The sequence below is a fragment of the uncultured Negativibacillus sp. genome (assembly GCF_944388365.1).
Classification (GTDB): domain Bacteria; phylum Bacillota; class Clostridia; order Oscillospirales; family Ruminococcaceae; genus Negativibacillus.
The window spans coordinates 19827-33079 of record NZ_CALXIN010000020.1; the positions used below are offsets into that span (position 1 = coordinate 19827).

Sequence of the window (13253 nt, forward strand, 5' to 3'; positions counted from 1 at the left end):
ATTTCATTTCTTATACAATGTGGTATAATGATTGTCTGCAGGGAATGTTTCTGACCGAACCGATAAGAGCGTCGGTCAGCATTCCACGGTTCGATCAAAAATGGAGGGTTTTGTGTTATGATACCAATGACACTCGGCGAAATTGCCAAAGCGGTAGGATGCAATGATCCGCAGATGGCAACAAATAAGATAAAAATTACATCAATTTCCACAGACTCCCGTCCTCAGCCGGAGGATGGAGATAAAGAGGGATGTCTGTTTGTCGCACTGCGCGGAGAAAACTTCGACGGACATCAGTATGTCGGCTCGGCGCTGCGCAATAAGGCTTCCTATGCACTGGTCGATCAGAAGGGACGGGAGGAGTTCTGCTCCGAGATAGACCCTGCCCGCATGATTACCTGCGAAAACACCGAACAGGGCTTTCTTGCGCTGGCAGCTCATTACCGCGACCGTTTTCAGTTTCGGATGGTAGGCGTCACCGGCAGCGTCGGCAAGACGACCACCAAGGAAATGATTGCGCAGGTTCTGGCGGCAAAATATGAAACATTAAAGACCCAGGGCAACTTCAATAACCGCGTAGGTCTGCCCAAGACGCTGCTGGAACTGGACGACACCATCCAGGCGGCAGTCATCGAGATGGGTATGAACAGCTTTGGAGAAATCTCCGATCTGACGCGCACCGCGCGCCCTGATGCAGCAGTCATCACCAATATTGGTGTTGCACATATCGAATATCTCGGCAGCCGAGAGGGCATTTTAAAAGCAAAGATGGAAATTATCGAGGGAATGAAGGACGGTTCTCCGCTGATTCTCAATCACGACGATGACCTGTTGGCTTCGGTACAGTGTCCACAGATGCGCATCATCTACTATGGCATGGAGAGCGAGGACTGCGATGTTTTTGGCCGCGATGTGGTGGAGGAGGGCAATCAGACCCGCTTTACCATCGTCTGTGATGGAAGGGAATATCCTGCCTGCATCCCGACCTTCGGACGTCACAATGTGCTCAATGCGCTGGCAGCCTTTGCTGTCGGACGCGAGTTTGATGTCGAGCCGGAAAAAATCATCGAGGCGCTGACCCACTATAAACCGTCCGGTATGCGCCAGAAGGTGGTGGAACGCCACGGCATCCGTGTGGTCGAGGACTGCTACAATGCCGGCCCTGATTCGATGAAGGCGGCAATCCGTGCTTTCGGCTCGATGAAACGTCCAAATGGACCCAGCCGCAAGATTCTGGTCATGGGTGATATGCTGGAGCTGGGCGACTATTCCCAGCAGGCACATTATGAGGCAGGCCACTGTGCCGCCAAAGAGGATATTGATGTCATCTATTGTTATGGCCCACAGTCACAGGCAGCCTGCCAGGGAGCACGCGAAGCCTGCAACGGACAGTGCGGCAAGGATATCCGCTATTTTACCGACAAGGAAGAGATGACCCAGAGTCTGCTGTCGCTGGTGCATACAGGGGACATCCTGTGGTTTAAAGCCAGCCGCGGCATGAAGCTGGAAGAGGTGCTCTCCCGCCTGTATGAGCGGTTTTAAGATTGTGGACAAAAGAAAGGATTGACATAGAAAAATGAACTTTATCGCTTTACTGGTGACGCTGGTGTCGTCATTTCTGATTTCGTCGGTCATCGGCCTGTGGCTGATTCCTTTTCTGCATCGTCTGCGCTACGGTCAGACCATTCTGGACATCGGTCCGGCCTGGCACAAGAGCAAACAGGGTACTCCGACGATGGGCGGCATCATGTTCATCATCGGCAGCGTGCTGTCCTGTCTGGCCGGTTGGTGTACACTTTATTTTTCCCAGCAGGGACTGGCGGATGCTGCTCAGAGCGGGCTGTTTTATCTGGTAGGCGGATTTGCAATGGCACTGGGCTTTGGTGTCATCGGTTTTCTGGATGACTATATCAAGGTAGTCAAAAAACGCAACCTCGGCTTAAAAGCCTGGCAGAAGTCGGCAGCACAGCTGCTGGTAGCGGTTGCTTATCTGGCAGCACAGTATTTTTTTGCACCGACAACCCAGCTTTGGATTCCCTTTGCAGGCTCGTTTGACATCGGTCTTTTGTATTTCCCGCTGATGCTGTTTATCATTATCGGCGCGGTCAATGCGGTCAACCTGACCGATGGCGTCGATGGCTTGGCAGCTTCGGTTACCATGGTTGCAGCGATGGGCTTTATGGTCATCTCTGCTATCCTGAGCTATTCGCAGATGAACCTGATGGCAGCATCGCTTGCCGGCGGCTGCCTGGGCTTTCTGGTGTGGAACTTCCATCCGGCAAAGGTATTCATGGGAGATACCGGTTCGATGTACCTGGGCGGCATGGTAGTGGCACTGGCGTTTGGCCTGCAGATGCCGGTGATCCTCGTCTTTGTGGGTATCGTCTATGTGGTGGAGACCATGTCGGATATCATCCAGATCGGAAGCGTCAAGCTCACCGGAAAAAGAGTGTTTAAGATGGCGCCGATCCATCATCATTTTGAGATGTGTGGCTGGAGCGAGGTAAAGATCGTAGCAGTATTTTCGGCAGTGACAGCGGTTGGCTGTGTGCTGGCGGTGCTGGCAGCTCTCTAGCCCAAAATTGTTTGAGAAAGCATAACACCCATCAGCTGGGGAAAACTTTTAGCGCTGCTCAGGCAGCAAGAGATTCCATTTTGAGAAAGGCGGCGAAACGGTGAAGAAAAGACAAGATCCTCCCGCTTTGAGCAAAGGACGTACAACGTCAGGAAATACCCGAAGAAATCAGCAAAATGTGATTTCCTATCCGGGGAAAAGCACTGTCAGAGGACAAAAACGATATACTCGGCCCAAGGTGGACAGCGGCGCCCGACGAATGACGGTCAAAAAGAGGGTCAGCCGTTCCAAAGCTTATGCAGACAGCAGAGGAAGCCTTCAGCCAAAGGTGACGCCGCTGTATGTCTGGGGAGATTTTGATGTCCCGTTTCTGCTGCTGGCGCTGGCGCTGTTGGGCTTTGGACTGGTCATGCTGTTTTCAGCAAGCTATGCCCGTGCCTATTACTATCAGGACAACAGTTTTTACTATATCGGACGTCAGATGCTTTGGTCGGTCATCGGCGTCGTCGGCATGGTTGCAGCCTCCTTTGTCAATTACCAGTGGCTGCGCCGATTTGCCTGGCCGCTTTATTTTGCTTCGCTGGCCTTGTGTATACTTCCTTACGCTTTTGATGCGTACAACGGAGCAAGACGAACCGTTTATATCGGCCCGCTGAACTTCCAGCCTTCGGAAATCGGTAAGTTTGCATTGATTCTATTGTTTGCCCATCTGATGAGCAAGGATCAGAAAAAGATGAAGCACCTGTGGGACGGAACGCTGCGGTATCTGGTGCTGTTTGGCATCATGGCAGTCATCGTTGTTTTGCAGCCGCATCTGTCGGCGACCGTTCTGATGGTGGGCATCACCGTTGTCATGCTGTTTGTCGGCGGTGCGAACATTATGCACCTGTTGGGCGTTGGTACGGTTGGCGTCGCAGGAATTGCGGCGATGGTATTTACCATGTGGGGATTCTTCTCCGACCGTTTTGCGCACGTATTGGTGCGTCTGACCTACTGGCTGGACCCGTTTTCCAGCAATGACGCCGGTGCTTATCAGACCAAACAGTCGCTGATGGCGATTGGCTCCGGCGGACTGCTCGGTGTTGGACTGGGCGAATCCAGACAGAAGCAGCTTTATCTGCCGGAGGTACAAAACGACTTTATCTTTGCCATTATCTGCGAAGAGCTGGGTTTTGTCGGTGCATGTATCATTATTATTTTGTTTGCACTGCTCATCTGGCGCGGATATACCATCGCCCTGCATGCAAAGGATCGCTTCGGCGCGTTGTTTGCAGTGGGCATCATCACCCAGATCGGAATGCAGGCGATGCTCAATATCATGGTAGTTACCAACACCATCCCTAACACCGGTATCAGCTTGCCGCTGTTCTCCTACGGAGGCACCTCGCTATGTATGATTATGGGTGAGATGGGACTATTGTTGTCGGTATCACGACAAGGAATCTATGAAAAAGAGTGACCGGTAGAAGGGTCAGTGCTTTTTGAAAGGAACGGTAGAACATGAAAGTATTGTTTGCCTGCGGAGGTACGGGAGGGCATATCAATCCAGCGATTGCCATCGCGTCCACCCTGAAGGCCAAACAGCCGGATGCACAGATTTTGTTTGCAGGCAATCCCAAGGGAATGGAAGCAAAACTGGTGCCTCAGGCGGGATTTGACTTTGCCCCAATCACCATCAAGGGCTTTCAGAGAAGGCTCACTTGGTTTAATATCAAATATAATATTTCGTCGCTGTTTTATCTGACCACCGCTTCGGCTCGGTCCAAAAAGCTGATTGAAAGCTTCGGACCGGATCTGGTGGTCGGTACCGGCGGCTATGTCAGCGGTCCGATTCTGAGAAAGGCAGCACAGATGGGGATTAAAACTGCCTCCCACGAATCCAATGCCTTCCCGGGCGTGACGACCAAGCTGCTCTCGCGCTATGTCGATGAGATTTTGTTGGCGGTACCGGAGGCAAAAAAATATCTGGACCCCAAGTGCAAAGAGGTGATTGTGGGAAATCCGGTGCGTGAGTCGATCGTCTATGCCGACCGTGAGCGCGCACGTCAAAAGCTGGGTGTGGGTCAGCGAGTGTGCATTGTATCCTTTGGCGGCAGCCAGGGCGCGCACCGGCTCAACCAGGCCATCGCAGAGCTGATGGCTTATCACACCAAACCGGACAGCCCTCTGGCAGGAAAAATTCACCACATTCATGCTACCGGCAAGTATGGGGTGGAGGATTTTCCTCAGATGCTGCGGGAGCACGGCGCCGTGTTTGAGCAGAATCCGCACGTCGATATCCGTGAGTACATCAACGACATGGACGACTGTCTGGCGGCAGCCGATCTGGTCATCTGCCGTGCGGGAGCATCCACCCTATCCGAGCTGGAGGCGGCAGGACGGGCATCCATTCTGATTCCATCTCCCAATGTAGCGGAGAATCATCAGTACCACAATGGCATGGTGCTGGTCAAAAATGACGCAGCCGTTTTGATTGAGGAAAAGAATCTGACCGGCGAAAAGCTGTGTCAGACGGTGCAGGAACTCAGCGAAAACCCACAGCGCCTGCGCACCTTGGGTCAGAACGCACAGAAGTTGGCGATGATCGACGCCAACGAGCGCATTTATCAGGAGCTGATGCGCCTGATGCGGGAAGGACGCTGAATCTTATTGCAGCGTTGGAAAAAAGACTTTTGTTAAGAAAAAAGAGTGAAAAATAACTCCCTTTCAGGAAAAGGGACCAAATGCTCCCCGAAAGCATAGTATGACGTAGTAAGACAAAACGCCGCAGAGAGCGGCGGCTATGCAGAAAGGGTGCGTGAAAATGGATACGGATCGCTACATCGTAGACGGCCAGCATCGGCTGGAGGGTCAGGTGTGGGTGCATGGCGCAAAAAATGCGGCATTGCCTATCCTGGCGGCTTCGCTGTTGTGCGATGGCTGTGAGATTGAAAATTGTCCCGATCTGTCCGACATCCGCGCCGCAGAAAATATCCTGCGGCATCTGGGATGCCGGACGGCGTGGGACGAGGACAGCAATGGACAGAAAGTGCTTTCGGTGATACCGGCGCCAGCGGCGGTCTGGGATATTCCCGATGCGCTGATGCAGCAGATGCGCTCCTCGATTGTCTTTCTGGGAGCCATCGTCGCACGGTGCGGACGGGCAAAACTGTCCTATCCTGGCGGCTGTGAGCTGGGGCCGCGTCCGATCGACCTGCATCTGTCGTCGCTCAAAAAGCTGGGTGTACAGATTCTGGAAGAAGGAAATGAGCTGGTCTGCTCGGTGCCTCATAAACTGCACGGCGCAAAGATCACCCTGCCGTTTCCCAGTGTGGGAGCGACAGAAAACATTATGATTGCGGCGACGCTGGCCGAAGGAGAGACGGTGATCTGCAACGCGGCGCGCGAGCCGGAGATCGTCGATCTGGCGGGCTTTCTCAATGCCTGCGGCGCGCGCATCCGGCTGTGCTCCGACGGCACCATCGCCATCTGTGGAGTGCCAAAGCTGCATGGATGCCGCTATCGGGTCATCCCTGACCGCATTGTGACCGTCACCTATCTGTGCTGCTGCATGACTGCCACCGGAGAAGTGACGGTGCGTGGAGCGCAGCCGCAGCATCTGGGAGCGGTGCTTCCGGTGCTGGAGGAGATGGGAGCCCAGCTACATACCGATGGGAATGACATCCATCTGCGGTGCAAAGCGCCGCTTCGGGCAGCCAATACCATCTCCACCATGCCTTATCCAGGATTTCCGACCGATGCACTGGCGCCGGTGATGGCGGTGGCTTGCTACGCACAGGGCTCGACCATCTTTGTGGAAAACATCTTTCAGGATCGTTTTAAGCAGGCGTGGCAGCTGTGCCGAATGGGCGCGGATATTCATGCGGAGGGTCGTGTGGCGGTGGTTCGAGGTCCACAGCAGCTGCACGGCACAAAGGTGCAGTGTACCGATCTGCGCGGCGGTGCAGCTCTTGTAGTGGCAGCACTGGGAGCGCAGGGAAGGACAGAGATTGAACAGATCCACCACATCCTCAGAGGATATGAAAAACTGGATCAGACGCTGCGCACGCTGGGCGCGGCCATCGTCAGAAAATAACAGCGTAAATGAAGAAAACAACGGGCAGGTCCTGTGGCCTGTCCGAAAAGGATAGATCTATACAGTCAGACCAGAAACAAAGGAGGGATGTCTTATGCCGGCAGCGCAGTCCCGTGGCTCGCCCAAAAAACGAATCATTCGTCGGATGCGGAAATATCTGCTGCATTACGTCCTGCTTTTGCTTTTTTGTCTGGCGATTGCCTTTATCATGTGTTACACCGTTTTCTTTAAACTGGACAAGATTAAGATCAGCGGTTGTACCATGTACAGTGAAAGTCAGATTGTCGATGAGATCGGCGCCCAAAAAGGGGACAGCCTGTTTCAGATCAACATCTCCAATGCAGAAAAACGTCTGCTTGGCAAGATGCCCTATCTGAAAACGGTCAACATCTCTCGCCAGTTTCCTACCACCTTGAAGGTGGAGATCGTCGAGGAAACCGTGCTGGGCGCAGTATATACCGCCGACGGATTTGCAATCATCTCCGACACAGGCAAGGTGCTTCAGGAAGGAGTGCTTACCTTGCCGGAAGGAATGCCGCGAATCGTCGGGCTGAAAAACCAGAGTTATGACACCGGTTCTTATCTAAACGAAAGTGTCAGCAGCGGAGGCGGTCTGCAAAAGGAGATCCTTTCGCTTCAGATTGTCAGCCAGCAGCTGGCGGCCTATCAGTTTGATGATATTACATATTACGATGTCATCGACCTGCGCGACATCAAGGTGATGATTGAGGACAGGCTGCTGCTGGAACTGGGCAGCGATACCGATATGGAATACAAGTGCAAGTTTATCCGCGGAGTGCTCGATGGAAAATCGAGCGGCGATGAAAAGTTCGAGTCCGTTCCCGAGGAGGGTGTACTCGACTTCAGCAATCCGCCCGCACTGCATACGATGTCGATGAGTATCGACAAAGTAAAAAATGAAGAGGCTTATCTGGACTTTGGTGCAGCAGCAACTCCTGCCACCGACAATGTTGCCGGCGGACAGGAATCCCAGCCACTGACGCCACAGACCAGTGGAGAAGAACAAACAGATGCCGATTCTGCCCCAGAGGAAGAAGCCGCCGCCGGTGAAGAAGAGGCAACAAACCCCAGTGGAGCAGAGGATACTGGCGGTGAAGGTGCAGAACAGACCAGTACCGACACCGAAACTACCTTCAACACTGGCGGAGGAGAAACTGTCACCAATACGGCAGGTGGTCAGGTGGTCACCAACACCGCAGAGGAGGCAGGCAGCGACACCCAGCAAGCGACAGAAAACACGACCGGAACGCAGTCGGCAGGATCATCGACAGAAGGAACAACTGGCGAAGATCAGGAAAACAGCGAAACCGGACAGTCAACAACCAGCAACAGCGATGTATACAATGATGCAGGCCGTGCGCCCATTGTAAACTGAGGTAAAAACGGGCAATTTTTGTGAAAGAAGCCTTTGAGGAGGAAAACGATTATTCAAATTTTGTCTTTTTTGTCACAGAATCTCTTGAAAAATTTACAAAAATCTGATAAGGTATAGATGTATACTTTTGACTTTTTATGAATTTCTGTTTCAACATAGATTCTGCCGGTATGGTATCAGATTATTCTGGATAATTGTTTGCAATTTGTATGCTGGAGATAAAGTTTAGGAGGAACGAAGAAAATGATGGCAAATTTTGAGCTCGACAACGAGTATGATGGCGTAGAGGTGACAATAAAAGTCATCGGTGTTGGCGGCGGCGGCGGAAACGCTGTCAACCGCATGATCGAAGGCGGAATGCCAGGTGTGGAATTTATCTCCATCAACACCGATGCACAGGCGCTGAAGAACTCCAAGGCAAGTCAGAAGATCGTCATTGGCGACCGTCTGACCAGAGGACGCGGCGCAGGCGGCGTGCCGGAAAGAGGCCAGAAAGCTGCTGAAGAAAGCCGCGACGAGATTGCAGCAGCCATCAAAGGTTGTCAGATGATCTTTATTGCAGCCGGCATGGGCGGCGGTACCGGCACTGGTGCAGCTCCGGTTGTTGCACAGATCGCAAAAGAGATGAACATTCTGACGGTTGGTATCGTCACCAAACCGTTTGAATTTGAAGGCAAAAAGAGAATGGAACAGGCAGAACGCGGCATCGCTACCCTCAAAGAGAATGTCGATGCACTGGTTGTTATCCAGAACGAGCGTCTGCGCCTTGTATCGGAGACCAAGATCACGCTGCTCAATGCCTTTGCCGAGGCGGATAACGTCCTCAAACACGGCGTACAGAGCATCTCCGACCTGATCTATACTCCAGGTTTGATTAACCTTGACTTTGAGGACGTCTGCCAGATCATGCGCGGCGCAGGTTCTGCTCACATGGGCGTTGGACGTGCCAGCGGCAAGGACAAAGCAGAAATCGCTGCCAAGGCTGCGATCTCCTCTCCACTGCTCGAGTCCTCGATCGACGGTGCAGAGCGCGTCATCCTCAATATTACTGCTCCATCCGACATCGGTCTGGACGAGGTCAACCTGGCTGCCGATATGATCCGTGCCTGTGCACATCCTGACGTCAACCTCATCTTCGGTGTTGCCTTCGATGATACCCTCGACGATGAGATGGTGGTCACTGTCATCGCAACCGGCTTTGAGCTGGATAAAAACTTTGACATTCCTGACTACCGCTTCAAAGCAGCTTCCTCCACCGATGCTCCAAAGAAGGAAGAAAGAGAAGATGATACCAAGCAGGACGAGGACGATATGCCATTTGACATTATGTCCATCTTTGGTCAGAGAAGATAATAAACGCTTAAAAAGAAAAGGTACAACCGATTGGTTGTACCTTTTTTGTGCTTTATGGGATGATTTAGAGGGAGGATTCGCTGTCCTTTTTCTGAGCATCACAGCGCTTTTGCAGCAGTTGGAAATCTTCTGCGTTGTGCTCGTCTTCCCAACGAGGACGAAGGGTGTCCAGCGCCTCCTGAGCCTGTTCATATTCCTTTTTTGAGAGCAGGTCAAAGATAAAAAGCACTGCCAGAGTGCCGCCCAGATGTTGGGAATCCTTCCATTTGGCAAAGGTTGTCTGCTGGGCCTGCATGATCTGAGAAGCCTTTTCGTCTTCGTCAAGATAGAAATAGGTTAGTGCAAGGTCGGCCCAGTAAACAGGACGGTAGATCGAAATGACCTTGTTGGATGGAATTTGCTCAAGCATCGAAAGAGCAGCTGGATAATCCTTTTTGCAGCACAGTGCCGCCGCATGGTTGATGATCAAAAGCTGGCGCAGAGGTTTGGAACGCATATCGTCCAAAAGGTTGTGAATCTGCTGGATGTAAAGGTCGGGATCACGATATAATGTTGGAGTCAGCTCATTGATTTTTCGAGAGAGTTTTCGCTGCCACAAGAGATTAACGAACAGCGGACAAATACCGATCAAAGTAAGCCAACCCCAGTATACAACCTGCCGGATGGTTCCCTCAAGATCGAAGGCGGAAATCAGGGCTCCCACCAGAAAACTTCCCAGAATCACGACGGTAAAATAGACAATTCGGATGGTACGGTGATGTTTTTTCATAATGCGCTCCTTTTAGTATTTTTGATAATTGTAATATAAAAGGAATATTTTGTCAACTGGTAAAGAACAATCGTCCACAATTTACATACAAAAAAGGCTTTCCGAGAAAATCTGTCTCGAAAAGCCTTTTTTACATCATAAAATCTTCAGAAAGGAATACATTATTATTTCTTTTGCGCTTCAATGCGCTCGGCAAGGTCGTTTAAGTAAACCCAGCGATCCATCTTTTCAGCAAGTTCTGCTTCCAGTTGTTCTTTCTGTGTGGTCAGCTCCTGCAAAGCGGTGTAGTCGCTGGCACTGTCGGCGATTTGCTGTTCGGTCTGGGCAATCTTCTCCTCCAATTCCGCAATGACAGCGTCGATCTGCTCATATTCCCGCTGCTCCTTGAAGGAGAACTTGAGCTTTTCATGCTGGTTACGTCCGTCGCGGTTCTCTTTTGGAGCAGCTTTCTGCTCCGCTTTTTTAAGCTTTTCCTGTTCGGCAACGTCGGCGCGGTAGTCGGTGTAGCCGCCGGTGTAGTGGGTGACAACACCGTCACCAGCCAGCACAAAGACGTGGTTCATCAGCTTGTCCAGGAAATAGCGGTCGTGGCTGACGGCGATGACGACGCCAGGAAACTCCTCCAGATAATCCTCCAGCACGGACAGCGTTTCGATGTCCAGGTCGTTGGTCGGCTCGTCGAGTACCAGAACATTGGGCGCTTCCATCAGAACCCGCAGCAGATACAGACGACGGCGTTCACCGCCGGACAGGCGTCCGATTTCGGTGTGCTGCAGGTCGCTGGAAAACAGGAATTTTTCCATCATTTGAGAAGCGGTCAGCATACCCTCGGGAGTGTCGATTTCCTGCGAGATGCTGCGGATGTAGTCGATGGCCTTGGTGGAAGGGTCGCATTCGGAGCCGATGAACGATTCCTGCGAGAAATAGCCGATGCGCACCGTGTCGCCGTGGATGACCTGACCTTCATCGGGAGCAAGCTGTCCGCAGATCATGCGGACCAGGGTGGATTTTCCGTAGCCGTTGGGTCCGATGATGCCCACGCGGTCGCCGCGGAGCAGATTGTAGCTGAAGTCCTTGATGAGCTGTTTGCCGTCAAACGATTTGGAGATGTGCTCAACCTCGATGATTTTCTTGCCCAGTCGAGAGGAGAGAGCAGATACCTCCAGCTTGCTGTTGTCGGGAACGTAGCCAGGTTGTTTTAGCTCCTCAAAGCGGTTGACGCGGAACTGCTGTTTGGTGCTGCGCGCTCTTGCTCCGCGCTGAATCCAGGCCAGCTCCTTGCGATAGAGGCTCTGGCGCTTGCGCTCGGTGGCAAGCAGCATCTCCTCACGCTGGGCTTTCAGCTCCAGATACTGCGAGTAGTTGGCAGGGTAGCTGTACAATTTGCCGCGATCAAGCTCGACGATGCGGTTGACCACCCGTTCCAGAAAGTAGCGGTCGTGGGTGACCATCAGCACAGCGCCGCGAAAGCGCATCAGGAAGCCTTCCAGCCAGTCCACCATCTCACTGTCGATGTGGTTGGTCGGCTCGTCGAGGATGAGCACCTGCGCTTCAGCTGCCAATGCACAGGCCAGCGCGACGCGGCGTTTCTGTCCGCCGGAGAGCAGCTCGATCTTCTGGTCGTAATCGGAAAATCCCAACTTGGTCAGGATAGTTTTGCACTGATATTCGTCCGCTTGCTGACGGATGCGGGCTTCATCTGCCTGTTCCTCATCGATGGCAACTCCCTTCATCACCTGCTCGAGAATGGTTGCCTGAGGTTCAAAGACGGGATTCTGCGGCAGATAGGCCACCTGTACGCCATTGGCGCGGGTGACGGTGCCGCTGTCTGGAAAGTCCAGGCCGGCAATAATCTTTAAGAGGGTGGACTTGCCGGTGCCGTTGACGCCGATCAAACCGACCTTGTCTCCCTCATTGATGGCCAGCGAACAGCCGTCCAGCAGCTGTCGGTCGCTGTAACCTTTGGACAAATTTTCTGCGTTGAGTAATATCAAGACGAAAAGCCTCCGTTTCTGTATCAATCCGGTTTGATGTCCATTATACTATGGATGCACAGCCATCGTCAAATCAACTTGCAGCAGAACTGTTCTGCATAAGATTCAGCATGGAAAATCTGGACAGAAGGGTTAGGTGCAGCGGGACTGTTTTTAGGGGATGTGATGAAAATATACTTTGTTCAGCTAAAGTGCTTGACATTTGCTGTTGTCTGCGCTATCTTAAATTCGATCAATATTTGTTGATTGCGTACAGATTGTATGACAAAAAGTTATCATTCAGATACAATAATTTTCGATTTGTTTGGAGTGTGAACAAGATGTCAGTTTTAGATGTGGTTGTATTTGCGTTGGAAATGATCGGAACGGTTGTGTTTTCGATCTCCGGAGGACTGGTCGGCATTGAACGTGGGTTGGACTATTTTGGAATTCCAGTGCTGTCCATGACAACGGCAGTGGGCGGAGGAATGCTGCGGGATCTGATTCTGGGCAAGACACCGCCGAGCATGTTTACCAATCCGGTCTATGTTTTTGTCGCTATTGTCACCTCGTCGCTGATGCTGTTCTTGCTGCATCGCTATGGAAACTTTGTGGAGAACGGAAAGTTTGTCAGCTTTATGGGGCTGATCAACTTCTTTGATGCACTGGGACTGGGAATCTTCACCATCATCGGAGTCAATTCGGCTCTGGACAGCGGCTATCATAACACCTTTCTGGCAGTGTTTGTCGGTGTTATGACCGGAGTTGGCGGAGGAATGCTGCGCGACATCATGGTACGGCGTACACCATTGGTGCTGCGTCGGGAAATCTATGCTGTGGCGGCAATTCCTGGTGCATGGATTTATTATTACCTGCAGGCGTTTCTGCCAAAGACCCTGTGTATGCTGCTGTGTGCATCCTTGATCGTTATTTTGAGATTGACTTCGATCCGTTTTCATTGGAATCTGCCAAATTCGGTGGAAGCGGGCAAAAGTACAAATATATAGGCGCAGAGATGCAAAAAGAGCCTGTATCTTGAAGTGACCCCCAAAAGTTAGACAATATTTGAAAGTAAAAATTGTTTAAGCAACCGAAAGGGCTTGTTGTCTGTG

The 13253-nt window shown here is 51.9% G+C and carries 10 protein-coding genes; 8 read left to right on the top strand and 2 right to left on the bottom strand.

What is annotated here, in order from left to right; translation table 11 throughout:
* Window positions 1-117: 117 nt before the first annotated feature.
* The 7 genes from murF (at window position 118) to ftsZ (ending at window position 9399) form a co-directional block, all read left to right on the top strand.
* Window positions 118-1542, top strand: coding sequence for a UDP-N-acetylmuramoyl-tripeptide--D-alanyl-D-alanine ligase (murF, locus tag Q0L39_RS04775; RefSeq protein ID WP_296627189.1), 1425 nt, complete (start codon window positions 118-120; stop codon window positions 1540-1542).
* Between the two features lie 34 nt (window positions 1543-1576).
* A complete protein-coding gene (gene mraY, locus Q0L39_RS04780) occupies window positions 1577-2575 on the top strand; it encodes a phospho-N-acetylmuramoyl-pentapeptide-transferase (protein ID WP_296627190.1) in 999 nt (332 codons plus the stop codon).
* Between the two features lie 259 nt (window positions 2576-2834).
* Window positions 2835-4034, top strand: coding sequence for a putative lipid II flippase FtsW (ftsW, locus tag Q0L39_RS04785; RefSeq protein ID WP_296627191.1), 1200 nt, complete (start codon window positions 2835-2837; stop codon window positions 4032-4034).
* 41 nt (window positions 4035-4075) lie between these two features.
* Entirely contained in the window at window positions 4076-5218 is a 1143-nt protein-coding gene (gene murG / locus Q0L39_RS04790; protein WP_296627192.1) for an undecaprenyldiphospho-muramoylpentapeptide beta-N-acetylglucosaminyltransferase, read from the top strand.
* A 160-nt stretch (window positions 5219-5378) separates the two neighbouring features.
* Complete coding sequence (murA, locus tag Q0L39_RS04795; RefSeq protein WP_296627193.1) at window positions 5379-6650, top strand: UDP-N-acetylglucosamine 1-carboxyvinyltransferase; 1272 nt, start codon at window positions 5379-5381, stop codon at window positions 6648-6650.
* 94 nt (window positions 6651-6744) lie between these two features.
* Window positions 6745-8046: an FtsQ-type POTRA domain-containing protein gene (locus tag Q0L39_RS04800; protein ID WP_296627194.1), complete on the top strand. Its 1302-nt coding sequence runs from the start codon at window positions 6745-6747 to the stop codon at window positions 8044-8046.
* Window positions 8047-8292: 246 nt separating this feature from the next.
* Complete coding sequence (gene ftsZ / locus Q0L39_RS04805; protein WP_296627198.1) at window positions 8293-9399, top strand: cell division protein FtsZ; 1107 nt, start codon at window positions 8293-8295, stop codon at window positions 9397-9399.
* A 64-nt stretch (window positions 9400-9463) separates the two neighbouring features.
* Here the strand turns inward: ftsZ and Q0L39_RS04810 are convergent, their stop codons facing one another.
* Window positions 9464-10168 carry a hypothetical protein gene (locus Q0L39_RS04810; RefSeq protein WP_296627195.1) on the bottom strand — a complete coding sequence of 235 codons (705 nt, stop codon included), beginning with the start codon at window positions 10166-10168 and terminating at the stop codon, window positions 9464-9466.
* 164 nt (window positions 10169-10332) lie between these two features.
* The gene (locus Q0L39_RS04815; RefSeq protein ID WP_296627196.1) at window positions 10333-12162 is read right to left on the bottom strand and encodes an ABC-F family ATP-binding cassette domain-containing protein; all 1830 of its coding nucleotides are present in this window, start codon (window positions 12160-12162) and stop codon (window positions 10333-10335) included.
* A 320-nt stretch (window positions 12163-12482) separates the two neighbouring features.
* On the opposite strand from Q0L39_RS04815, the gene Q0L39_RS04820 reads away from it, so the two are divergent.
* Window positions 12483-13148 carry a trimeric intracellular cation channel family protein gene (locus tag Q0L39_RS04820; RefSeq protein ID WP_296627197.1) on the top strand — a complete coding sequence of 222 codons (666 nt, stop codon included), beginning with the start codon at window positions 12483-12485 and terminating at the stop codon, window positions 13146-13148.
* Window positions 13149-13253: the final 105 nt, after the last annotated feature.

What these genes read in the sequence shown, in the direction of transcription:
- Q0L39_RS04820 (WP_296627197.1), top strand. Translation starts at nt 12,483, where the DNA reads ATGTCAGTTTTAGATGTGGTTGTATTTGCGTTGGAAATGATCGGAACG.
- murF (WP_296627189.1), top strand. Translation starts at nt 118, where the DNA reads ATGATACCAATGACACTCGGCGAAATTGCCAAAGCGGTAGGATGCAAT.
- mraY (WP_296627190.1), top strand. Translation starts at nt 1,577, where the DNA reads ATGAACTTTATCGCTTTACTGGTGACGCTGGTGTCGTCATTTCTGATT.
- murG (WP_296627192.1), top strand. Translation starts at nt 4,076, where the DNA reads ATGAAAGTATTGTTTGCCTGCGGAGGTACGGGAGGGCATATCAATCCA.
- ftsW (WP_296627191.1), top strand. Translation starts at nt 2,835, where the DNA reads ATGACGGTCAAAAAGAGGGTCAGCCGTTCCAAAGCTTATGCAGACAGC.
- ftsZ (WP_296627198.1), top strand. Translation starts at nt 8,293, where the DNA reads ATGGCAAATTTTGAGCTCGACAACGAGTATGATGGCGTAGAGGTGACA.
- Q0L39_RS04810 (WP_296627195.1), bottom strand. Translation starts at nt 10,168, where the DNA reads ATGAAAAAACATCACCGTACCATCCGAATTGTCTATTTTACCGTCGTG.
- murA (WP_296627193.1), top strand. Translation starts at nt 5,379, where the DNA reads ATGGATACGGATCGCTACATCGTAGACGGCCAGCATCGGCTGGAGGGT.
- Q0L39_RS04800 (WP_296627194.1), top strand. Translation starts at nt 6,745, where the DNA reads ATGCCGGCAGCGCAGTCCCGTGGCTCGCCCAAAAAACGAATCATTCGT.